The following is a 21790-nucleotide window of genomic DNA, read 5'->3' on the forward strand; positions in this document are numbered from 1 at the left end:
CTCAGGATGCGGGAGAGGAAGTGCGCATCAGCAACGTACACAAGTTGGCGACCTTGTCGCGCATGCGCCGGCGATCGACGATCATGTCTATCGCTCCGTGCTCCAGCAGGAACTCGGAGCGCTGGAATCCTTCCGGCAGGGTCTGCCGCACTGTCTGCTCGATCACCCTCGGTCCCGCAAAACCGATCAGGGCGCCTGGTTCAGCAATCACTACATCGCCAATGAAAGCAAAACTGGCAGATACACCGCCCATGGTAGGATCCGTCAGGACCGAAATAAACGGAAGTCCTTCGCGACTCAGTCGGGTCAGTACGGCAGTGGTTTTAGCCATCTGCATGAGCGACAGCAGACCTTCCTGCATACGCGCACCGCCGCTCGCCGCGAAGCATACAAAGGCCAGATGCCGGTCGACACACGTTTGCACACCGCGTATGAAGCGTTCGCCGACCACGGACCCCATCGAACCACCCATGAAACCGAATTCGAATGCTGCGGCAACGACGGGAACTGTCTTGACGCTGCCTTGCATCACGACCAGGGCGTCATCTTCGTCAGTCTCTCTTTTCGCCTCCGCCAGCCTGTCGGAGTACCGCTTGCTATCCTTGAATTTAAGGGGATCGAGCGAATGGACTTCCATCCCGATTTCGCGCCGATTCTCCGGATCCAGAAACAGGTCGAGCCGCACGCGTGCGGAGATCCGGTTGTGATGACCGCACTTGGGACAGACGTTGAGATTGTTCCCCAGATCGGAATAGTAAAGCACTGCCTCACAGGAGGCGCACTTGCTCCACAGTCCCTCAGGCACCGCTTTCTTTTCACCGCTTTCCTTGCGCTTGATCTTGGGCGGGAGAAGTTTCTGAAACCAGCTCATAAGTGTGTAAGTTTAACGGCGGCTGATGGTGCAGGACTTGCCGCGTCTATTGCAATTCGCAGACTTTTTACCAGACGATGGACATTTGTTAGCACCTCCGCCTTGGGCGATCTTTCAATTTCTTCGATAATGCGGCTTCCCACCACCACTGCATCGGCAAGCTCCGCCACTGCCCGCGCAGTTGCGCTGTCACGTATGCCAAAACCCACTCCGATGGGAATGGAAATGTGGGAACGCAGTCCGTCGAGTTTCTCCGCCACATCCCGCAGGTCGAGGTGAAGCGAACCGGTAACGCCTTTCAGCGAAACGTAGTACACATATCCTTCCGCGAGGGACGCCACCCGCTCGACGCGCTGCTGTGGCGTAGTCGGAGAAAGCAGGAAAATGGGAGCGATATTCTGACGTTTCAGGCATTCCACCCACTCCACCGATTCCTCCGGAGGATAATCCACAATCAGCACGCCATCTACGCCGCACGCTTTTGCCCTTGCCGTGAATGCATCATAGCCCATCGCTTCGACTGGATTGGCGTAACCCATCAGCACAACCGACGTGCTGGAATCACTTTCCCTGAATTCTCCCACCATTGCCAGCACATCCTGTAATGAAACGCGATGCTTCAGCGCACGCTCGGAAGAACGCTGAATCGTCGGTCCATCCGCCATCGGATCAGAAAATGGAACGCCCAGCTCGATGATGTCGGCGCCAGCCTGCACCAGTTCATGCATCAGTGGGACCATCATTCCGGGTTCGGGATCGCCAGCAGTGATAAAAGGAATGAGTGCCTTTCTCCGATTCTGGCGCAGCTTGCCAAACAGTGTGGAAATACGGGACATGAACGGACTTTGCAGGTTAGAAGGTGATATGCGAAGCGCGCGCAACGGTAGACATATCCTTGTCGCCACGCCCCGACAGGTTCACCAGCAACAGCTTATCGGGAGTGAGCGCAGGTGCGAGCCGGGCTGCATAAGCCAGCGCATGGCTGGATTCGAGCGCGGGAATGATCCCTTCATAATGGCACAGTGCATGGAATGCTTCCAGAGCCTGCTCATCGGTTATCCCGATATATTCAGCACGGCCGCTGTCCTTGAGCCAGGCATGCTCCGGCCCTACGCCAGGATAATCCAGGCCTGCCGAAATGGAATGTGTTTCAACGATCTGTCCATTCTCGTCCTGGATGAGGTAAGTACGATTGCCGTGCAACACGCCAGGCCGTCCCTTCGTCAGGGTGGCGGCATGCTGATCCGTCTCCACTCCGTGTCCGGCCGCTTCCACTCCGATCATCCGGGTGCTGCTGTCAAGATAGGGATAAAAAAGCCCAATGGCATTTGAGCCGCCACCTACGCAGGCGATCAGGGCATCGGGCTGCCGCCCATAATCCTCCTGCATCTGAATTATTGCCTCGCGCCCGATAATCGCCTGGAAATCACGTACCATCATGGGATAGGGATGAGGTCCGGCCACAGTACCGATGATGTAAAAAGTATCTGCAACATTGGTCACCCAGTCGCGCATGGCCTCGTTCAAGGCATCTTTCAGCGTGCGTGAACCGGATTCGACCGGTATGACATCCGCACCCAGAAGCTTCATCCGGTAAACATTGGCGGCCTGGCGCTCCACATCGACCGATCCCATGTAGATGACACACTTCATCCCGTAACGCGCTGCGACCGTGGCCGTGGCAACACCATGCTGGCCTGCGCCGGTCTCGGCTATTACCCGCGATTTGCCCATTCGCCTGGCCAGTAGCGCCTGTCCCATCGCATTATTGATCTTGTGTGCACCCGTATGGTTCAGGTCCTCGCGCTTGAGCAGGATCTGGGCGCCACCCAGATGCGCCGACCATCGTTTGGCATGATAGATGGGAGTCGGACGTCCCACATAATACTTGAGTTCATGGGCGAATTCCGCCTGAAAGTCAGCATCGCTGCGATAGCGCTCGTACTGTATGCGCAAATCCTCCAGGGCCGAGATCAGCGTTTCGGCGACAAAGATGCCGCCGTACGGACCAAAGTGACCATGACTGTCCGGAAGATCATAGACTTTCACTGATTCCAACTCCTCGCATGAATGCTGCAATTTTTTCCGGATCCTTAATGCCCTTCGCGGCTTCCACGCCACTGGACACATCTACTGCCCAAGGACGCGCCTGCTGGATCGCGCTCGTAATGTTGCCTGCGTGTAATCCCCCCGAAAGAATCAGCGGCAGCGGCAGATTGCGCGGAATCAGGTTCCAGTCGAACGCCTCTCCGGTCCCCCCGGGTTCGCCTTCCACATACGTATCCAGCAGCAAACCGATAGCTCCTGCATAAAGGGATGCGTATTGTAGCAAATCCAGCCCCGCTCTGACTCTTACCGCCTTTATATAGGGAAGTGAAAACTGCCGGCAGAACTCGGGGCTTTCGCTGCCGTGAAATTGCAGCAGGTTCAGGCCAGCAACCGAGACGCTTTCGTCCACCCAACCTGCCTCGGGGTCGACATAGACACCCACTGAAGTAACGAATGGCGGCAACGCGGACACGATTCCGCGAGCTCCAGCCGGTGAAATATAACGCGCGCTCTGCTCCCAGAAGACAAAGCCCACGGCATTCGCTCCGAGATGCACTGCCGCAAGCGCATCTTCCACTCGGGTTATACCGCAAACTTTTACTCGAATCGACATATATCCCTGACTTCCGGTTTTGTTGCCGAAACCCGGTTTCCGTCACTTGTCGCCTATGATGTGACGACAGCCGGCCTGTTCGTACCCGGCACTATTGCGGCAAGAGGGGGTTCGACAAAAGGCGGGAGCTTCCACCTCGCATCATAGGCAACCCCTGCCAAGTATAACCCGGAAGCGGAAAAAGTCGGCGCAGCTTCGCTGCGCTTCCCGTTTTCAAGCAGTTTCCCTATCCAGTCAGGACGAAATTTACCTTTACCCACATAGATCAGACAACCGACGATATTACGTACCATGTGGTGCAAAAATGCATTGGCGCGCAACTCAAACGCAACAATGTTTCCCACTCGCGCAACTTCCAGTTTTGTCACGGTGCGCACGGGGGATTTGGCCTGGCATTCAGCAGCGCGAAAGGCGCTGAAATCGTGTTCGCCCACCAGCATCTGAGCCGCCATTTGCATGGATTCGAGATGGAGCGGATGGTGAAACCAGCCGACTCTGTGCTGATGAAGTCCCGGCCGCACCGGATGGTTCAGCAACAGATAGAGGTAGCAGCGCTCGATCGCACAGTAGCGGGCATGAAAATCATCTGCCGTCCGGGATGCCCATAGCATGGCGATGCCGTCGGGCAGCAACGCATTTGCACCCCGCACCCACGCACTCATGGGTCGCTCCGCCCGAGTATCGAAATGCAGCACCTGGTAGATAGCATGGACTCCTGCGTCAGTTCTTCCTGCCGTGACTACTCGAATGGGCTCGCCCGCAATTTCCGATAAGGCCGCTTCCACAGCATCCTGCACGGTATTTCCCCCTGGCTGGCTTTGCCAGCCGCAGAAATTGCTGCCGTCATACTCCAGCACCATTGCGATTCTCACGGTAAAGCCACCATCGTGATTTTGGTGATACCTGTACCGGACCTTCCCAGGGAATTTTTAAACACGTTTCGGGAAACGGAAGTAGTGACGTATAAACAGACGCTTTCCAGCGCAACAGTGGGGTGCTGATTGACTAGTCCGCCATCGACCATCGCTTCCCCACAAGATATCCTGCAGGGATCTTACGCTTTCCTGCTACAGAACGAGTGCCCACGGCAATGGTCCCCATTCTTTCTCCCTTTCTTCTGTTTTGGAAGATCGTTTTTTGCGCCATTCAGCAGTATGCATCCTCACTTCCTGATCGGCTTCCGCTATGGGTACCGTATTGATTTCACTGTTATCAGGTATTCTCAGGACGAGCCCTGCCTTGAGTTGATGCATGTTGTTGCCAGAAAATGCCTCGCGGTTTGCGCGAAACAGTGCAACCAGCACCTGATTGAAGCTTGCTTCAGGAGGAAGCGCGATATTTTTTGCGATTCCTGACAGGGTATCGCCTGATTTTACGGGACCATAGGTCCGATAGGACGGGTTTGACGCAGCTGCTCCCGGAAGGAGTCTGGCTTGTCCTGACGGGACACTATCGTGCACTATAGCTGGATCTGTTTTACCATCTGCGGAGTCAATCCGGGGATAGCAATGCGATGCCGGCTGAGCTGACTCATTTTCCCGGGACGATGCGCCCGTTTCGGCAAGGGGTAGCAAGGCTGTATATTCACGCAACAAACGCCCCGATGCCCAGTTCAGCTCAATCAGGATATTCAGGAACGGTTCGTCAACGGGTTGCGGAGAAACAATCCGGATATAAGGCTGACCATCTGGATGGATTTCAATAGTGGTTTTAAACGTGGATAAAAGCGGAGAATAATCGACATTTACCTTGCGGAAGACATCATGTGATGCAAGGTGGGCATTCAGGGAAGATTTCTCTTCTGTTGTTACCGTCACCAGATCGATTTCTGCCTTGAACGGCTGCCCTTGCACAGAATTGACAGTGAGCCTTCCCAGACCTGCTGCGTGACTGGCTTCCACCGATATCACGGCAGCCAGAAATGAAAAAAACAGGCTGCACTTAAACCTCGACTTCTGCACGGCAGTATACTCTCAGGGAGGAATAATGCCCTATCCCTTGACGAAGATCGGGAGCCCGATCAGACATTGGCCGCAGGCATGCAAGACGCGCAGCCGGGTTTCGTTCACGAAGAAAGCGGGTTGCCATCGAACGATAGGCAATCTTCAATCGGGCGACTGCGGAAAAATGACTCTCGAAAAGGCGCAGGGGAAGCTCCAGAAGATGGAAATCAGGCAGCACGATGTCTTGGTCCACCGTGCGCCTTTGCCGCTTCTATCAGTTCTCAGGCCGCCGCCACCAGGATTCTGAGCATTCTGCGCAGCGGCTCGGCGGCGCCCCAGAGCAACTGGTCTCCCACAGTGAATGCAGAAAGATACTCGCCGCCCATGGCAAGCTTGCGCAATCGGCCAACCGGTATTGTCAGCTTGCCGGTAACCGCAGCAGGAGTCAACTCTTTCAATGTATGCTCCCGCTCATTGGGAACGACCCTTACCCAACTGTTCGAGGCGGCAAGCACGTCTTCAACTTCATCCAGAGGAACATCCTTCTTCAGCTTCACGGTCAGCGCCTGGCTATGGCACCGCATGGCGCCTACACGAACACAGATGCCATCCACGGGAACCGTTCGTTCACTACGTCCCAGTATCTTGTTCGTCTCGGATTGTCCCTTCCATTCTTCCCGTGTCTGCCCGTTGCCCAAATCCCTGTCTATCCAGGGGATAAGACTGCCTGCAAGCGGCACACCGAAATTCTCGGTTGGAAAATTTTCATTACGAAGTGTTCCCGCCACCTCACGGTCGATATCGAGTATGCCGGCCGCAGGGTCATCCAGCAGATTTTTCGCCACGCGATGCGCTTCGCCCATTTGCAGAAGCAATTCCCGCATGTTCTGTGCGCCGGCGCCGGAAGCTGCCTGATAAGTCATGGCGCTCATCCACTCCACCAGTTCTTCTTTGAAGAGCCCGTTCATGGCCATCAGCATCAGGCTGACAGTGCAATTGCCCCCGATATAATTTTTTATCCCATCGTGCAGCGCCTGCTCGATAACCGGCATATTAACCGGGTCCAGTATGATGACAGCATCATCTTTCATCCGCAGCGTGGAGGCTGCATCGATCCAGTAACCCTGCCAGCCCGCTTCCCGCAGCCGGGGAAAAATCGCGCCGGTATAATCCCCTCCCTGGCAGGAAACCAGGACATCCATCGACCTGAGCTCGTCTATATCATTCGCGTCCTTCAGTGACGGAGCCTCCTGGCCGATATCCGGTGCTTTGCCGCCCTTCTGCGAAGTGGAAAAGAAAGTTGATTCCACCAATGCAAAATCATTTTCTTCCCGCATGCGTTGCATGAGAACCGACCCTACCATGCCACGCCAACCGATAAAACCGACTCGTTTCATTGATATCTCTCTTTTGGAAGAAATCCTGGTTTGATTCAATCACAGGATGTGAACCGCTGTATCTACAAACTTGCCAGAACCGCATCACCCATTGCTGCGGTTCCGATTCTCATCTTTCCTGGCTCGTAAATATCCGCAGTCCGATATCCATCAGCCAGCACCTTTTTCACTGCCCGTTCGATTCGGGATGCCTCCTCCTCCAGATCGAAGGTATAGCGCAACATCATCGCGACCGAGAGTACGGTTGCCAGAGGATTCGCCATGTCCTTGCCGGCAATATCCGGAGCAGAACCATGTATGGGCTCGTAAAGCCCCTTGTTCCGCTCATCGAGCGATGCCGAAGGCAGCATGCCTATCGAGCCGGTCAGCATGGATGCCTCATCCGAGAGGATGTCGCCGAACATGTTGCCTGTCACAACCACATCGAACTGCCTTGGATTGCGTACAAGCTGCATGGCCGCATTGTCCACCAGCATGTGCGAAAGTTCCACGTCCGGATATTCACCCGCCGTTTCGGTCACCACGTCACGCCACAGCTGGGTTGATTCCAGTACGTTCATCTTGTCGACAGAGCACAGCCTGCGACTACGCTTGCGGGCTGCCTGGAAAGCCACCCGCGCTATTCTCCGGATTTCGGCTTCACTGTATATCATGGTATTGTAGCCGATGCGCTGGCCATTCCGTAATTCAATACCACGAGGCTCACCAAAGTAAATATCCCCGGTCAACTCGCGCACGATCAGGATATCGAGCCCGGACACCACCTCGGGCTTGAGCGTGGAAGCATCGGCAAGTTCAGGATAAAGTACTGCAGGCCGGAAATTGGCAAACAGGTTCAAGGCCTTCCGTATTCCAAGAAGGCCTTGCTCCGGCCTGAGTTGCCGGGGCAGCGCGTCATAGCGGGGACCGCCCACCGCCCCCAGGATTACAGCATCTGCCTCATCCACCAATCTGCGCGTTGCCTCGGGAAAAGGCTCGCCCGCTGCATCTACCGCACATCCGCCCAGCAACCCCTGTTCCAGTTCCAGCTTCAATCCATCGCTTCTCAGCGTTTCCAGCACGCGCACTGCCTGCGCGACAATTTCCGGACCGATACCATCTCCGGCCAGAATTGCTATTTTCATAAAATCCTTTTAAAGGGGAAAGCCTGTCAGGCGAACAGCCACGGCTGTTCTACGCGGCGTTTTTCTTCGAACGCCCGGATTTTGTCCGCATGCTGCAACGTGAGGCCGATTTCGTCCAGACCATTCAGAAGACTATGCTTGCGGAAAGGATCGATATCGAAAGAGAAAGATTCTCCGGCAGGGGTGGCCACCGATTGCTGTTCCAGATTGACGAGCAATCGGTACCCTTCGGTGGCCTCGACCGCGCGGAACAGTTGATCCACCTGTGAGGTGTCGAGCACGATGGGAAGCAAACCGATCTTGAAGCAGTTGTTGAAAAAAATGTCGGCAAAACTGGGGGCAATAATTACCTCAAAGCCGTAATCCTGCAACGCCCAGGGAGCATGTTCCCGGCTGGATCCGCAACCGAAATTGGCGCGTGCAAGAAGTATCCGGGCATCGCGGTAACGCGGCAGGTTAAGCACAAAATCAGGGTTGAGTTTACGGGTGGCGGGATCGATGCCCGGTTCGCCATGATCCAGGTATCGCCATTCATCGAAGAGGTTTTGCCCGAAACCAGACCTCTTGATGGATTTCAGAAATTGTTTGGGAATGATGGCGTCAGTATCGATATTGGCCCGATCCATCGGCGCGACCAATCCTGCACATGAATGAAACTTTTTCACTGCTGATTATCGTTTTGGTTTTGCAATTATTTTGCAGATTTTTCCAGCGCTTCTCCGCCGCTTTGAACGTCTTTGCCCACACCCTGAATGGTGTGGCACGCAGACAGGCCAAAGGCAGTGATCAAGGCAGCCATTATCGTCAGCACTCTCATCACAACTCCCTTTAGTGTAAAAAACCGCTATGGTTGTACTGGAATTCTAATATATTTCCCTTACATCCACAAAATGTCCTGCGACCGCAGCCGCCGCGGCCATTGCAGGACTCACCAGGTGAGTACGTCCCGCCGGCCCCTGCCTGCCCTCAAAGTTACGATTGGAAGTGGAAGCGCAGCGTTCGCCGGGCTCCAGCCTGTCGTCATTCATTGCGAGGCACATCGAGCAACCGGGTTCGCGCCATTCAAATCCCGCATCGCGGAATATCCTGTCGAGCCCCTCCTGCTCTGCCTGATGCTTGACCAGGCCGGAGCCCGGCACGACCATCGCGAGCTTGATGCTTCGGGCAACACGACGGCCCCTTACCACCTCCGCTGCGGCCCGCAAATCCTCTATGCGCGCATTCGTGCAGGAGCCGATGAATACCTTGTCCGGGCGAATTTCACTGATCGGGGTGTTGGGAGCCAGGGCCATATATTTGAGCGCCCGCTCCATGTCGTGACGCTTCACCGCGTCCGCGATTTCTGCCGGATCAGGCACCTTTCCATCCACTGTCGTAACCATTTCCGGGGAGGTCCCCCAGGTTACCTGCGGCTTGATCGAGACTGCGTCCAGTTGAACCACCTTATCGAAACTCGCACCCTTGTCACTCTTAAGAGTCCGCCAGTACGCAACCGCTTTTTCCCATAGATCGCCTTTAGGTGCAAAGGGACGGCCCCGGAGATATTCAATGGTGACGTCATCCACCGCCACCATTCCCGCACGCGCACCGGCTTCGATCGCCATGTTGCAGAGCGTCATGCGCCCTTCCATCGACAGTCCACGAATCGCGCTGCCCGCAAACTCGATCGCATAGCCTGTACCTCCGGCAGTACCGATCCTGCCAATAACGGCAAGCGCAATGTCCTTGGCCGTAATGCCATGGCCGAGATTGCCCTCTACCACGATCTGCATCGCTTTTGATTTCTTCGCCATCAAGCACTGTGTCGCCAGCACATGCTCCACCTCGGAAGTGCCTATGCCAAAAGCAAGGCAGGCAAAAGCGCCATGCGTGCTGGTATGCGAGTCGCCGCAAACCACTGTCATCCCTGGCAAGGTGGCGCCCTGCTCCGGTCCGATGACATGCACGATACCCTGGCGCCGATCGTTCATCCTGAATTCGGTGATACCCAATTCCTCGCAATTCTGATCGAGCGTTTCCACTTGCAGGCGAGATACCGGATCGCTGATGCCATGGTCTCGCCCGGTGGTCGGCACATTGTGGTCTGCTACCGCCAGAATGGAACCGAGGCGCCACGGCTTGCGTCCGGCCAGTTTCAACCCTTCGAACGCCTGGGGGCTGGTCACCTCGTGTACGAGATGGCGATCGATATATAGCAGCGCCATGCCTTCCGGATCATCGGATTCTTCATGCACCACATGGCTTTGCCAGAGTTTGTCGTATAACGTTTGCATTTTTGTGGGAAATGGGGATAACGGCTTCAAATCTCAATTTTTCATTATCCCATAACGGGATATCAAGGAACAGCAAGAGTGAGGCAATTGTCACGCGGAGCGGTCGATGTCCATCTTCCAGACTACCAGTCCCAGGCCGAGCAACACGGCCATCGCACTGATCGTAAAAGTGAGCCCTGCTCCCAGCCAATCCCACGAGTAACCGCTGAATATGCCGCCGATGGTGCCGCCGAGCCCGAATGTAAGGCTGGTGTAGAGCGCCTGCCCCTTCGCCTGGTGGCGCCCACCGAAGAGCCGGTGCACCACCATCATGGCCGTGGCGTGATGCGCCCCGTAGGTTGCGGCATGCAGCACCTGTGCGGCCAATATGACAAATGGCCATTCCACGCCCCAGCCTATCATCAGGAAGCGCGCTACGGCACAGCTGAAACTGAACACCATAATCTGTTTCAAGCGGAATCGGCGCATCAGCTGCGGCATCAGGAAAAATATGCCGATCTCGCAGATAACCCCTGTGGCCCACAACCAGCCTACGAGACTTTTGCTGTATCCGTACTCGACAAGATAAATCGAGTAAAAGGTGTAGTAAGGGCCGTGCGCAAACACCATCAACAGGCACGCTGCAAAAAAGGCCAGTACTTCCGGTCGTCGGAATATTTGTGGAATGGAATGCTCGGTGGCGGGATGCGTTACTGTTCCGATTTCAGGAATCAGGCGCGAAAAAAAGACAATACCGAGCTTGAAGCCAAGGACGGCCCATAGCAGCGAGCTGATGCTGGTTGCATCCAGCAGATAACCCACGCCGGTTACCGCCAGAATGAATCCTACTGAACCCCAGACCCGGATGAGTCCGTATTTTGTGATGCTTTCTCCAAGATATGAAAGCGTCGTTGCCTCGATCAACGGCAGCGAAGCGCTCCAGAAAAAACTCATCAGCACCATGACCACAAACAGCCAGCCATAAGACTCGCCGAGAAAAACGCCACAGTAGCTGATCAAGCCTGCGATTGCAGCCGATCGTACAATGAACATGCGTTTGCCGATGTGATCTGCAAGCCAGCCCCAGGCAGCCGGGGCAAAAATGCGAGTGACATGCAGCAGGGACATGAGCACGCCGATCTGAAAGGAAGCGAAGGAAAGGGATTTGAGGTAAAGAGTCCAGTAAGGAGCAAAGGCGCCAATAAAGGCAAAATGGAAGAAATAGAAGCCGGAAAGACGCCAATAGGGGATGGATTGCATTTATGCGAGTTTACAGGCTATTTGACGGATCATTTAATCAGCCTGTAACGGGTATGCGATTTAAAGCGTGATGTTCTGCGCCTGTTGGCCGCATGAGGAGGTCAAGCAGCATGCAACCCCATAAAACAAGGGGTGCAGGATTATCCTGCACCCCTTGTTCACCTGACACTACCTAATAGTCTTTACTTGTGCGTGTGAAAGGTATCGTCGGTTTTGTCTTTCACGTGGTCAGTGCCGACCGGTGCAACCGGAATGATCCTTTCATTGTTTCGATGGGCAGGGGTCGTATAGTCTTTCTTGGATGTGGTTTCGTAGCTTGTATCCATGTAAGACTTCGTTCCATAGTAGGAATTGATTGTATTCTGCCAGGATGGATCCGCCATATCCGGCCAATCGTCCTTATCGAATCCCGGAGCGGAGTTGAGGCGTTCCTTATCCACGTTGAGGATGAAGCGCTTGTTCTCTGTATCGAGCGTCAGCGCGCTCCAGGGCACGGCGAAGAGCTTATCTCCCATTCCCAGAAATCCGCCGAAAGACAGCACGGCATAAGCGATTTTGCCGTTGTTCATGTCGAGCATGATTTCTTTGATGTCGCCAAGATCCTCGTCCTTGGTGTTGTATACATCCTCACCAATGAGGGTGTCCGCACCCATCAGACGGGGCCCGGGTCCCTTCCCTTCCTCCTTACCATACTTCTTGTACATGCCGTAGGTATCTCGATCTGTATAAGCCATGTTTATCTCCTATGAAAGTATGAAATCAGTAAATTCTTAAAGGTTGCTGCTTGAATTTCCTGTTAAGAACTTCTCTTTATTTCACCCTCACCGCTTCGATTCGGCTTCTGCCACTTCCTGCCAGTGTGCCGGTCCTTCCTCGAAGCGCTTCAGACACGTACAGGATGCTTCAACTGGGAAAGAGGGTCAGTACGGTATCGAACAAAAACGGACTTTTTCCGCATATCGCACGCAATTCACCATCATCAGAACTTATATGTCTGAAAGCGTACAGAAATACCCTTTCTCTTTGAGGAAAATTGCAATAGGAACTCGTCGTCGATATAAGAGATAAGGAATGAAGGAATACAGGGATGGGCTGTTCACACGAAAGGAAAGGCATCTCTTCCAATCGAAATGAATACCGTCACGATAGGTAAATGTCACATAGATAAATAATCATGCTGAAAACACTCGATCGACCTGTCGAATTATCGCCATTGCCGGCATGGCTTCAACAATATCGTGAAATTCGCAGGCAGACGTTGAAACTCGTTGAAACGCTTGGGGCGGATGATCAGATGGTCCAGTCCATGGCCGACGCGAGCCCGTCCAAATGGCATCTCGCCCATACCACGTGGTTCTTCGAGGAATTCATCCTCGCGCAGCATTTTCATAGTTATGCCCGTTTCGATGAGCGGTTCAGCTTTCTCTTCAACTCGTACTACAAACGGCTGGGAGGGCATCCCCATCGCTCTATTCGAGGTACGTTTTCCCGTCCCACGCTCGATCAGGTTCGTCTTTATCGTGCCTACGTAGACAATGCCATGGAGGAACTGCTCGTGCGTGAAGCTTCAGCCGAAGTTTTACGATTGCTTGAGCTGGGATTGAATCATGAGCAGCAACATCAGGAATTGATCGTTACGGATATCAAACATGCGTTCTGGACCAATCCCCTGCGGCCCAGCTATCAACCGGAACGAATACACGTTGTTGCAGCAACCGCAACGGCTGCTCCGTTGAAATGGTATTGTTTTGACGAAGGCATCTACCAGATAGGGCATGATGCGCCTGGTTTTGCCTTTGATAATGAATTACCCCGGCATCCCACTTATCTGAGCCCCTTCTGCATTGCCTCCCGCCTTGTAACGAACGAGGAATACCTGGAATTCATGGCCGACGGCGGTTATACACGGCCGGAATTATGGCTGTCGGATGCCTGGGACCATGTATGCGAGAATCAATGGACAGCGCCGCTCTACTGGGAACGGATGGGCGATGGCTGGAGCCAATTTACCTGCCGCGGGACCGTGCCACTCGACCCGAGCGAACCGGTATGCCACATAAGCTTTTACGAAGCGGACGCGTTCGCGCGCTGGTGGGGTGTCCGACTGCCAACGGAATCTGAATGGGAAGTTGCTGCGAGATCCAGCAGATGCTCGGCCATTTCTGCAAACCTGTTTGAAAGCGGAATTTATCATCCCGTGCCAGCTGTTCATTCCAAACCACAACAGCCGAGCATGCAACAGATGCTGGGCGATGTGTGGGAATGGACCTCAAGCCCTTATTCCGCCTATCCCGGTTACCGTCCACCAGCGGGGGCGGAAGGGGAATATAACGGGAAATTCATGTGTAACCAGATGGTCCTGCGCGGTGGTTCCTGCGTTACGCCTCGATCTCATATACGAAAGTCATACCGTAATTTCTTTCTGCCACAGAAGCGTTGGCAATTCTCCGGGATACGCCTGGCTCATGACAGTAATGACAAGGCTGCATGATGATCACATCGAAATACCTCACCCAGAAACCAATTCCTGCTCCGCTTCCTTCCATCGCCGAGGATGTGCTGGAAGGCTTCTCTCGCACACCCAAGAGCCTGCCACCGAAGCTTCTTTATGATGCTACCGGATCCGCCTTGTTTGAACAGATCACCTGTTTGCCGGAGTATTATCCTACGAGAACAGAAGCGGGTATATTGACGGCACATGCGGAGGAGATATGTAGCCATCTTCGCCGCAATGTCTCTGTCAGCGAGCTTGGCGCCGGAACCGCAACCAAGACCCGCATTCTGCTACGTTCTCTTGTGCAGCGACAATTCGGCGTGAACTACTTTCCGCTCGATGTCTCCGGTGCTGCCTTGCAGTTGGCCAAGGATGAGGTGGAAGGCGAATTGAGGACGGTGAAAGTTCACCCCCAGCTGGGAGATTTCGACAACCTGGCATTTCTTGAACATCAGACCCCGCCACGCCTTGTTCTTTATATCGGTTCCAGTATCGGAAATCTGGAAAACGATGAAGCGATAGCTTTGCTGCAAAACATTGCGCAGAACCTGTCAGCCGGAGATAAACTGCTGCTCGGGGCAGATCTCGTCAAGGATGCGAAAGTCATGCGCGCGGCGTATGACGACGGGGAGGGGGTGACCGCTTTATTCAATAAAAACCTTCTTGTCCGGATCAACCGGGAACTGGGGGGACACTTCGACCCCGAATCGTTTTGCCATATCTCATCCTGGAATGAGGCAGAATCGCGCATTGAACTGCATCTTGAAAGCGCTTACCGGCAGGCGATCAGGATAGATACGCTTGATATGACATTCCATTTTGATCGGGGTGAACGGATTCATACGGAAAACAGTTACAAATACACCGTTGAGCATCTCGAAAACCTGCTCCGATCCGGGGGCTTCCGGGTCGAGCATACCTGGACAGATCCTGATTCCTGGTTTGCGGTCAGCCTTGGCGTGATAACATAAAAACTGCTCAGATTTCTGGCCTGACTGGTGTGATTTCCATTCCGCGCGATTTCCATTTCCAAGTTGCAACTCGCAGCACTCGGGCAGCCCGTCCATTCGCTATATCAGTACAGTATCAAAGACGGGCCAAACAGTAAAATCACGGGAAGACAAATGCGTTCAAATAAAAAATCTGCGCCGGGAAATCGAGAATGAGGAGTATGAATGTTTGAGTGGCTGACAAGCCCGGAAGCATGGGTTGCATTGGTGACGTTGACGACGTTGGAAATCGTTCTGGGTATCGACAACATTATCTTCATCTCAATACTGGTAGGACGTCTTCCCGAAGCCCAGCGAAATTTTGCCAGAAGGATGGGCCTTGGTCTCGCGATGCTGAGCCGGCTTGCGCTATTGTTCTCGATCTCCTGGGTAATGAGCTTGACTAAACCCTGGTTTGCAATTTTCGGCAATTCCATTTCAGGGCGCGATGTGGTCCTGATCGGAGGAGGGCTGTTTCTCCTGTTCAAGGCAACCCATGAAATACATAACAGTCTGGAAGGTACAGACAATACTAGCAGGGACATCGCCGTCACGAGCATGGGCATGGTCCTGGTACAGATTGCCATCCTTGATATTGTGTTCTCGCTGGATTCCGTCATAACGGCTGTCGGCATGGTCGACCACATTACATTGATGGCTATTGCCATCATTCTCGCAGTTCTGGTCATGCTACTGGCGGCTAAACCAATAGGAGATTTTGTAGAGAAGCATCCGACAATCAAAATCCTTGCCCTTTCCTTCCTGATACTGGTCGGCGTTACCCTCATCGTCGAGGGTTTCGACGTCCATGTTCCGAAAGGCTACATCTACTTCGCCATGGCATTCTCGGTCACTGTGGAATTTCTCAACCTTCGACTACGCAAGAAAACGGTGGAACCGGTCAGGTTGCACCGGCACATAGACAACGTCGACTGACGATGGACTCGGCTTTTCGCCAGCCATATCGGCTGAATCTTCACTCGCATGCTTGACTGGCAAAACGGACACCTGTATTCCGCTCGCTTCGGTGACGTCTATTTCTCAAGAGATTCGGGACTGGAAGAAAAACAGTACGTCTTCCTGCAAGGCAATCGGCTGGCTGATCGGTTCGGATCGTTGCAGCCCGATACCACGTTTTCCATTGGAGAAACGGGATTCGGCACAGGATTGAGCTTTTTATGTGCCTGGCAGCTATTCGACAAGGTTGCATCCCTTCGGACCAGCCTTGATTTCTTCAGTGTTGAAAAATATCCGCTCGATGAAGAAGAACTGAGCGCAGCGCTCGCGCTCTGGCCCGAACTGCGCCCATACGCCGCTGAACTCATGCTGCGCTGGCGGCGGCGCGTACCCGGATGGAATCGATGGAGTTTTGCCGGGGGAAGAGTACGTCTCACGCTGGTAATAGATGACGTAGCCAAGGCGCTGCCTGAAACGCATGGCATCGATGCGTGGTTTCTTGACGGCTTTTCACCCGCGCGAAATCCAGAAATGTGGACACAGCAGATTTTCCACTGGATTACGTGCGCGTCGCGAGCAGGCGCAACCTTTGCGACCTATACCTGTGCCGGTGTTGTTCGTCGCGGTTTGGAGCAAGCAGGGTTTCAGGTCAGAAAAATATCCGGCTTTGGCCGTAAGCGTGAAATGCTGCAAGGCGAGCTTCCTGGCCCACCTCCCGTTCGACCTGCTCCCTCCACCGCGATCGTTATCGGAGGGGGAGTAGCGGGATGTGCCGCTGCCTCGGCGCTGGCCAACCGTGGGCTTGTAGTTGAACTTCTGGAATCACAGACCCTTGGCGCGGGCGCATCAGGCAATCCGATTGGCATACTGCATGCCCGCCTGAGTGCAGGAATGAATGCCCTGCACCGCTTTGTGCTGGCATCCTACGGACATGCGCTCGCCTTGCTTGACGAAAAACTACCCGCTGATGGCGTCATGCGAAGTGAATGCGGAGAGCTGCAGTTGTCATTCTCCGCCGAAGAAGCAAGACGAACCGAGAAGCTTGCGGCCCTCGACTGGCCCTCGCATGTATTCCGACCAGTAGATGCGGCTGAAGCATCGGCCCTTGCGGGAATTGAGCTTTCATACGGCGGCCTCTGGTTCCCTGGTAGCGGTTGGCTTGCTCCCCCTCAACTTTGTGCAGCATTGCTTGGTAGTCAGGCTATCACCCTGTATACCGGTCGCACGATAAAATCACTTACCCCAACAAGTCACGGCTGGCGTGTGCAGGCAGAAGATCAGAGGAAGCAAGCGTGGTCCCTGGAGGCTGAGATAGTTGTTGTTTGCACCGGGTACCAGGTGAAATCGCTTCCAGCGTTGGCAAACCTGCCGCTAACCCCGGTACGCGGGCAGCTTACCTTGATTCCTGCAACACCCGCAAGCCAGAATCTCCGCACCATCGTATGCGGCAGCGGCTATCTCGCCCCTGCTGTTGCAGGACGGCATGTGGTGGGAGCAACCCATCGCTTCAACGATACATCGATTAACTTGAATGTATCGGAGCATGCCGAAAACTTATCCAGACTACGCGAGATCTCTCCCGTGCTCCACAAGCTGAGTGACGATGTAATTCAAGATACCAGACAGCTTGAGCAACTGGATGGACGCGCCTCTATCAGGGGGTCTGTTCCAGGCGCCATGCCGCTCGTCGGCGAACTCTTGCCCGGACTGTATACCAGCCTCGGCCATGGAACGCGTGGACTGATTACCGCGGGACTTTCAGCCGAATCGGTTGCGGCAATCGCGTGCGGGCAATTGCTGCCGTTGCCATTATCTGTTGTCAATGCGCTCTCCCCTGCCCGGCGGATTTCTCCCGCCGCTCCAGTCTCAATCAGGGAGTAGGGTGTACTAGAGTCCAATGGGCAACGTGGTTGAAAACCAGTAAAATACGCGCGCATCTCTCTCGGATGATTCCCTTTACATCGCTCTTGACGTAGTTTGCTCTGTACAGGAAACCGATCCCGGGCTGTTCTATCCGTTGGCAGAGAGAGCAAGTTTTGAACGCTGACAGGAACGCTCTTACAGAGGAGTCTTATGAACGCAAAACCCAAGCGCGAGCCGCTAAAAGGCGCGAAGCCCAATCCTCAGATGACGCAGGCACCCATACCGATCAGCTGCTGGACGAGCGCTGCCATCGGCATTACTACCTACATATTCGAAGAATCGGAGGAAGCTCTGCGTCAATCCGGCCTGGTACCCGATTGGCTCGGTTATCCTGCGGACCCGGGTCACGGTGTGGCCGTACCTGCTCATCCCGACTTCCCCAACTACCTGAAGCTCCTGAGGCTGAAAAGCGGCCAGTTACGTCTCATAATCGACGTCCGTGCCGTATTGAAAGCAGACGGTCAATTTCAGCGTTTTCTCGGCGGCCTGACAGCCGACACCAATCTTTCCCTCGTCAGAAGGGAATCTGCCTGATCAAAGAGCGGATTTGCGTGGCAAGTAATTCCTCGATCCGCTCTTCAATATCATCAATCAGATAGATGATGACGCTCCTATACATCCAAAAATAGGAGCAGTCGAACTGTATCGCCCTGGTAATGCTGCCCGCATGGAGATTTTCGACCAGTAAACCGGACTTGCCCTTAACGAAGAGGGATTAATAGCCTCCCGACCCCGAAGCCGTACCTGAAGTGCTTGACCCTTGAGAGGAACTGGACCCCATACCCGTTGCGCGGCCGGTTGACTTGGACCCGTGGCCCTTGGTGTAGCCTTGAGCGCGCCAATAGTCGCTTGCCTGGTCTTTCCCGTAAACGTAACTATCCTCGTCAGAGGTTGTACTACCTTGACCCTTTTGCTTGCTCGCTGAACCTGCCTTGCCAGAGGAGGATTGTCCTGCTTTCGATTTGTTCTGGTCAGAGTCACCTTGGGCTTGAGCAACGCCAACTGTGCCGAATATCACCCCGGTCATCAATGCCAGCGCAGCATGTGTCAAAGTGGAAGCATATTTCTGTTTCATATTGCACCCCTGTCTTATTTCAGCAAAATTGCCTGCTTGAATAATAATCCATTCCAGAATCTGTTCCGTACGGTGGCGTACGAAGGGTTTCCATTCCTCTTATCATTGTTATTGTGTTAAGGCGGTCCCGCTATCTATTTTTAATTGGCACATCCTCTTCAGCAATAATTAAGCATGTAACGCACAAGTTGCTTAAGCTAATTCTTAGGCCCTGTAGCCGCGAGATCGAGAATATGAGAGACTGAGCGAGCCAAGAAGGAGACTCGCATGAAGAAGAATTCGAACCCGCCCACCGTCCAGCGGCGTGCGGGTGAATCTTGAATGGCAGTCAATCATCAGCCACTCGTAATCCGGCTCGTCAATCAGAACTTCCTGAGCGCCTCTCTCATCAAGCACTTCATCAGGTTCCGGTCCTCGGGACGTCGTTCAAAGCACAGGTAACGCAGCCATAAACGCGACGCATCTCTGCCAACCAGGGGTGAAGACTGGAAAGGACGCTGCCTGCTTTCATAAAAAGCGTATTAGACTGCCCCCGCGCGCAATATATTATCCGTTTGCGCGTCGAGCCATAAAAATACCCAAAGCACCGATCATGATAAGTGCGAGGACGGTAGGCTCCGGAACTGTACCGCCAGGCAATTGAGCCGGCATAGGATCAAAATACGTCTGGTTCGTCAGCCCCTGATTACCCACGTTCAGATACCCGGATGCAACAAGATCCGAAGAGGAATTGTTTTTTAACCATTTCATGGTCCAGCTCGCACCCTGCATGTTGAGTTCGTAAGTTTTTCCGTTGACCACGAAATCTTTCACGAAGTAAAACCCGCTGAATACGCCGTTCTCGAACTGTATGGACGGTCCCCCTAAAATACCCGCGTCTCCAAATTCAAACTCCAGTGGGGTACTCCCAAATTCCATACCGAAGATAGTACTGCTTGATGCACCGGCAACTGCTGCGAGTGCAATGGTCATGGTGCCAGTACCGCTCCCGGGTATGAGACTTTGATCGAATAACACATTGCCGCTGACGCTGCCGGCGGCACAGCCGCTGCATGTATTGGTTCGCTGCAAGCCCAGGCTGTTAGCCAATCCGCCCATGGCGAGAATCCCGCCGGAGAAATCGGCAGTCATATAAATAGGTGCTGCCTGAGTAGCCGATACAGCTGCTGCAAAAATCCCGGATACAATTGTGTTGTGAAGAAATTTATTCACACTCCCCCCTGAATATTGAAAAGAAAACAATAGAATCGGGCGCCATCTTACCTAAGGCACGCCATATCGCTATTGGACTTAAGTACATCCTGTACTTTGGTACAGGGGAAACAAGACGCACCTCGGCTTTATCAAAGCAGAGCCGGAAGGTGATCAAGGTGCTGACGGAGGTATGCGGCTAATTCTCAGGAAAGGATGGGGGATAAAGGGCAACACGCTGGATGGATAAAGATCATCGGCCAGAAATAATTGATGAATCTCCGATCCACATCGGTGAGAGGTTACGCGCGGCAATCTATGCCAAGAAAGTTAGCAAATAGATGTGGCACGGCACTTTGCCGTAACATGGTCTGGATCAGACGGGGCTTGATTGCGAAGCGGTATATACCGTAGCTGGCGAACTATTTTGGGTTGCCGGTGCGGTATTGGTTGGAATCCTCAAAGCCTAAAATGTATCTCGTCAAATAGGCCGCATGAGAAATTTTCTGGTACGCATCATCGGATTCGCAACAATTATGCTATTCAAGCTCGTAAGGATGGTAGGGGAGAAGCAGGGGAAGTAACGAGCTACTGGATTGATGCCGGAATACCGGCAGCCGAAATAAGGGAAGTCAATGGCCATGCCTTGGCAACTCGCCCCAGAAGTTTGATTTCCTGTTTCGCTGCTTCAGGTTTCTGCCGGTCATCAACAATAACCAGCATTTCTTTCCGAACTTCTCCTGCACTGCTGTTCAGGTCCACTATTTTTCTCAACTCTGAGCCGATACTGGCAAAATGCGGACTTACGGCATCAATGTATTGTCCATCCTGCTCAAAATCAAAAGTCAAGATTCGTCCGCTAAATCCTTTTATCGAAGGTTGCTCAATTAACTTGGAATTGGGTTTCCATGCCTTGAGATATAGAGCCACTTCATCTACCAACCAAGCCGAGCTCATGGCTACCCCGGCCTGCTCTCTTTCCCATGCTGCAACACCTAACAAAGTAGAAACGATCTTCGCAAAACCCTTACCCGGATTTTTGGAATCACACATTATCTCAAATACACCGTCTTCCGATAATGTGACTCCATAAGCATTCGCAATCGAAGTCAACGGTCTCCATTTCTGCTTGCTGCCTCCAATCGGAATGCCAGCAGAATGCAAATGAAGGAGAGTAAATCCATCGTCAAAGAAATGAATTTGAGATACATATATTTCTGCAAATATCTCGATTCCGTTACCATCAGCAAAAGTAAACGGCGTCAAGATTTCCACAGCTGAACCGAGCTGGTTGCACTGCATGCCCGTGATCTCTTTAAATTGTTCGCAGCTCATTTCAAAACAAAGCTCAAGTAATCATTGAGTTCTTGAGAAAGTTTTAGATTGCATTTTTTGCAAAATCGTTCGACCGCTTTTGGAAAACTCGCATAGGCCCAATCTTCACTGGCTGCGAGCCGTCTGTCCCCGTAATGCTCATGTGAATACCGCGCAGGCCATCTCGATTGCCTCATCAAGCGTATCTCCCGCAGAAAAACAGCCTGGAAGATCGGGAACGTTGACTCCGTATTTCACTCCGTCATCTGTATGTAAAGCCAGTGCGAATTTCATACTATCTCCATTTCCATCCTGCTTGCCGATAAATGTTGTGCAAC

23 protein-coding genes are annotated in these 21790 nt (G+C 53.4%); 5 read left to right on the forward strand and 18 right to left on the reverse strand.

Annotated elements, in window-relative coordinates:
• Nucleotide 1 precedes the first annotated feature (1 nt).
• From accD to ACZ5BW_RS10075, 14 genes are all read right to left on the reverse strand, one after another.
• The gene (accD, locus tag ACZ5BW_RS10010) at nucleotides 2-871 is read right to left on the reverse strand and encodes an acetyl-CoA carboxylase, carboxyltransferase subunit beta (protein WP_464539482.1); all 870 of its coding nucleotides are present in this window, start codon (nucleotides 869-871) and stop codon (nucleotides 2-4) included.
• The gene (trpA, locus tag ACZ5BW_RS10015) at nucleotides 868-1707 is read right to left on the reverse strand and encodes a tryptophan synthase subunit alpha (RefSeq protein ID WP_464539485.1); all 840 of its coding nucleotides are present in this window, start codon (nucleotides 1705-1707) and stop codon (nucleotides 868-870) included. Before trpA ends, accD begins: the two co-directional genes overlap by 4 nt.
• 16 nt (nucleotides 1708-1723) lie before the next feature.
• On the reverse strand, nucleotides 1724-2920 hold the full coding sequence (gene trpB / locus ACZ5BW_RS10020) for a tryptophan synthase subunit beta (RefSeq protein WP_464539487.1): 1197 nt from the start codon (nucleotides 2918-2920) through the stop codon (nucleotides 1724-1726).
• Complete coding sequence (locus ACZ5BW_RS10025) at nucleotides 2907-3533, reverse strand: phosphoribosylanthranilate isomerase (protein ID WP_464539489.1); 627 nt, start codon at nucleotides 3531-3533, stop codon at nucleotides 2907-2909. The genes trpB and ACZ5BW_RS10025 overlap by 14 nt, the downstream gene beginning before the upstream one ends.
• A gap of 53 nt (nucleotides 3534-3586) precedes the next feature.
• Nucleotides 3587-4405: a tRNA pseudouridine(38-40) synthase TruA gene (gene truA, locus ACZ5BW_RS10030; RefSeq protein ID WP_464539491.1), complete on the reverse strand. Its 819-nt coding sequence runs from the start codon at nucleotides 4403-4405 to the stop codon at nucleotides 3587-3589.
• A 195-nt stretch (nucleotides 4406-4600) separates the two neighbouring features.
• The gene (locus ACZ5BW_RS10035) at nucleotides 4601-5494 is read right to left on the reverse strand and encodes a type IV pilus assembly protein FimV (RefSeq protein ID WP_464539493.1); all 894 of its coding nucleotides are present in this window, start codon (nucleotides 5492-5494) and stop codon (nucleotides 4601-4603) included.
• Complete coding sequence (locus ACZ5BW_RS10040) at nucleotides 5475-5729, reverse strand: hypothetical protein (RefSeq protein ID WP_464539495.1); 255 nt, start codon at nucleotides 5727-5729, stop codon at nucleotides 5475-5477. Before ACZ5BW_RS10040 ends, ACZ5BW_RS10035 begins: the two co-directional genes overlap by 20 nt.
• 28 nt (nucleotides 5730-5757) lie before the next feature.
• Nucleotides 5758-6873, reverse strand: a complete 1116-nt coding sequence (gene asd / locus ACZ5BW_RS10045; RefSeq protein ID WP_464539497.1) for an aspartate-semialdehyde dehydrogenase — start codon at nucleotides 6871-6873, stop codon at nucleotides 5758-5760.
• Nucleotides 6874-6935: 62 nt separating this feature from the next.
• The gene (leuB, locus tag ACZ5BW_RS10050; RefSeq protein ID WP_464539499.1) at nucleotides 6936-7997 is read right to left on the reverse strand and encodes a 3-isopropylmalate dehydrogenase; all 1062 of its coding nucleotides are present in this window, start codon (nucleotides 7995-7997) and stop codon (nucleotides 6936-6938) included.
• A gap of 26 nt (nucleotides 7998-8023) precedes the next feature.
• A complete protein-coding gene (gene leuD, locus ACZ5BW_RS10055) occupies nucleotides 8024-8662 on the reverse strand; it encodes a 3-isopropylmalate dehydratase small subunit (protein WP_464574140.1) in 639 nt (212 codons plus the stop codon).
• Nucleotides 8663-8688: 26 nt separating this feature from the next.
• The gene (locus tag ACZ5BW_RS10060) at nucleotides 8689-8814 is read right to left on the reverse strand and encodes an entericidin A/B family lipoprotein (protein ID WP_464539501.1); all 126 of its coding nucleotides are present in this window, start codon (nucleotides 8812-8814) and stop codon (nucleotides 8689-8691) included.
• A gap of 46 nt (nucleotides 8815-8860) precedes the next feature.
• Nucleotides 8861-10270: a 3-isopropylmalate dehydratase large subunit gene (leuC, locus tag ACZ5BW_RS10065; RefSeq protein ID WP_464543688.1), complete on the reverse strand. Its 1410-nt coding sequence runs from the start codon at nucleotides 10268-10270 to the stop codon at nucleotides 8861-8863.
• 90 nt (nucleotides 10271-10360) lie between these two features.
• Entirely contained in the window at nucleotides 10361-11509 is a 1149-nt protein-coding gene (locus ACZ5BW_RS10070) for an MFS transporter (RefSeq protein ID WP_464539503.1), read from the reverse strand.
• Between the two features lie 182 nt (nucleotides 11510-11691).
• Entirely contained in the window at nucleotides 11692-12243 is a 552-nt protein-coding gene (locus ACZ5BW_RS10075) for a PRC-barrel domain-containing protein (RefSeq protein WP_464539505.1), read from the reverse strand.
• Between the two features lie 440 nt (nucleotides 12244-12683).
• On the opposite strand from ACZ5BW_RS10075, the gene egtB reads away from it, so the two are divergent.
• From egtB to ACZ5BW_RS10100, 5 genes are all read left to right on the forward strand, one after another.
• Complete coding sequence (gene egtB, locus ACZ5BW_RS10080; protein ID WP_464539507.1) at nucleotides 12684-14000, forward strand: ergothioneine biosynthesis protein EgtB; 1317 nt, start codon at nucleotides 12684-12686, stop codon at nucleotides 13998-14000.
• Nucleotides 13997-14974 (forward strand): L-histidine N(alpha)-methyltransferase, encoded by a 978-nt coding sequence (gene egtD, locus ACZ5BW_RS10085; RefSeq protein WP_464539509.1) that lies wholly within the window; start codon nucleotides 13997-13999, stop codon nucleotides 14972-14974. The genes egtB and egtD overlap by 4 nt, the downstream gene beginning before the upstream one ends.
• 204 nt (nucleotides 14975-15178) lie before the next feature.
• A complete protein-coding gene (locus ACZ5BW_RS10090; protein WP_464539511.1) occupies nucleotides 15179-15928 on the forward strand; it encodes a TerC family protein in 750 nt (249 codons plus the stop codon).
• 48 nt (nucleotides 15929-15976) lie between these two features.
• The gene (gene mnmC / locus ACZ5BW_RS10095) at nucleotides 15977-17830 is read left to right on the forward strand and encodes a bifunctional tRNA (5-methylaminomethyl-2-thiouridine)(34)-methyltransferase MnmC2/FAD-dependent 5-carboxymethylaminomethyl-2-thiouridine(34) oxidoreductase MnmC1 (protein WP_464539513.1); all 1854 of its coding nucleotides are present in this window, start codon (nucleotides 15977-15979) and stop codon (nucleotides 17828-17830) included.
• Nucleotides 17831-18022: 192 nt separating this feature from the next.
• Nucleotides 18023-18406: a hypothetical protein gene (locus tag ACZ5BW_RS10100; RefSeq protein ID WP_464539515.1), complete on the forward strand. Its 384-nt coding sequence runs from the start codon at nucleotides 18023-18025 to the stop codon at nucleotides 18404-18406.
• Nucleotides 18407-18587: 181 nt separating this feature from the next.
• Here ACZ5BW_RS10100 and ACZ5BW_RS10105 read toward each other — a convergent pair whose 3' ends face one another.
• The 4 genes from ACZ5BW_RS10105 to ACZ5BW_RS10120 form a co-directional block, all read right to left on the reverse strand.
• On the reverse strand, nucleotides 18588-18947 hold the full coding sequence (locus tag ACZ5BW_RS10105; RefSeq protein ID WP_464539517.1) for a hypothetical protein: 360 nt from the start codon (nucleotides 18945-18947) through the stop codon (nucleotides 18588-18590).
• 546 nt (nucleotides 18948-19493) lie between these two features.
• Nucleotides 19494-20189: a PEP-CTERM sorting domain-containing protein gene (locus ACZ5BW_RS10110; RefSeq protein ID WP_464539519.1), complete on the reverse strand. Its 696-nt coding sequence runs from the start codon at nucleotides 20187-20189 to the stop codon at nucleotides 19494-19496.
• Between the two features lie 537 nt (nucleotides 20190-20726).
• A complete protein-coding gene (locus ACZ5BW_RS10115; protein WP_464539521.1) occupies nucleotides 20727-21473 on the reverse strand; it encodes a DUF1828 domain-containing protein in 747 nt (248 codons plus the stop codon).
• A 138-nt stretch (nucleotides 21474-21611) separates the two neighbouring features.
• Nucleotides 21612-21746, reverse strand: a complete 135-nt coding sequence (locus ACZ5BW_RS10120; RefSeq protein WP_464539523.1) for a type II toxin-antitoxin system HicB family antitoxin — start codon at nucleotides 21744-21746, stop codon at nucleotides 21612-21614.
• Nucleotides 21747-21790 lie beyond the last annotated feature (44 nt).

Source organism: Nitrosospira sp. TNL300, assembly GCF_055385915.1.

Coding starts and splice junctions, on each gene's coding strand:
- ACZ5BW_RS10025 (WP_464539489.1), bottom strand. CDS start 3,533: ATGTCGATTCGAGTAAAAGTTTGCGGTATAACCCGAGTGGAAGATGCG.
- egtB (WP_464539507.1), top strand. CDS start 12,684: ATGCTGAAAACACTCGATCGACCTGTCGAATTATCGCCATTGCCGGCA.
- mnmC (WP_464539513.1), top strand. CDS start 15,977: ATGCTTGACTGGCAAAACGGACACCTGTATTCCGCTCGCTTCGGTGAC.
- ACZ5BW_RS10090 (WP_464539511.1), top strand. CDS start 15,179: ATGTTTGAGTGGCTGACAAGCCCGGAAGCATGGGTTGCATTGGTGACG.
- leuC (WP_464543688.1), bottom strand. CDS start 10,270: ATGCAAACGTTATACGACAAACTCTGGCAAAGCCATGTGGTGCATGAA.
- ACZ5BW_RS10120 (WP_464539523.1), bottom strand. CDS start 21,746: ATGAAATTCGCACTGGCTTTACATACAGATGACGGAGTGAAATACGGA.
- ACZ5BW_RS10075 (WP_464539505.1), bottom strand. CDS start 12,243: ATGGCTTATACAGATCGAGATACCTACGGCATGTACAAGAAGTATGGT.
- ACZ5BW_RS10070 (WP_464539503.1), bottom strand. CDS start 11,509: ATGCAATCCATCCCCTATTGGCGTCTTTCCGGCTTCTATTTCTTCCAT.
- leuB (WP_464539499.1), bottom strand. CDS start 7,997: ATGAAAATAGCAATTCTGGCCGGAGATGGTATCGGTCCGGAAATTGTC.
- trpA (WP_464539485.1), bottom strand. CDS start 1,707: ATGTCCCGTATTTCCACACTGTTTGGCAAGCTGCGCCAGAATCGGAGA.
- accD (WP_464539482.1), bottom strand. CDS start 871: ATGAGCTGGTTTCAGAAACTTCTCCCGCCCAAGATCAAGCGCAAGGAA.
- asd (WP_464539497.1), bottom strand. CDS start 6,873: ATGAAACGAGTCGGTTTTATCGGTTGGCGTGGCATGGTAGGGTCGGTT.
- ACZ5BW_RS10100 (WP_464539515.1), top strand. CDS start 18,023: ATGAACGCAAAACCCAAGCGCGAGCCGCTAAAAGGCGCGAAGCCCAAT.
- egtD (WP_464539509.1), top strand. CDS start 13,997: ATGATGATCACATCGAAATACCTCACCCAGAAACCAATTCCTGCTCCG.
- ACZ5BW_RS10105 (WP_464539517.1), bottom strand. CDS start 18,947: ATGAAACAGAAATATGCTTCCACTTTGACACATGCTGCGCTGGCATTG.
- ACZ5BW_RS10115 (WP_464539521.1), bottom strand. CDS start 21,473: ATGAGCTGCGAACAATTTAAAGAGATCACGGGCATGCAGTGCAACCAG.
- ACZ5BW_RS10060 (WP_464539501.1), bottom strand. CDS start 8,814: ATGAGAGTGCTGACGATAATGGCTGCCTTGATCACTGCCTTTGGCCTG.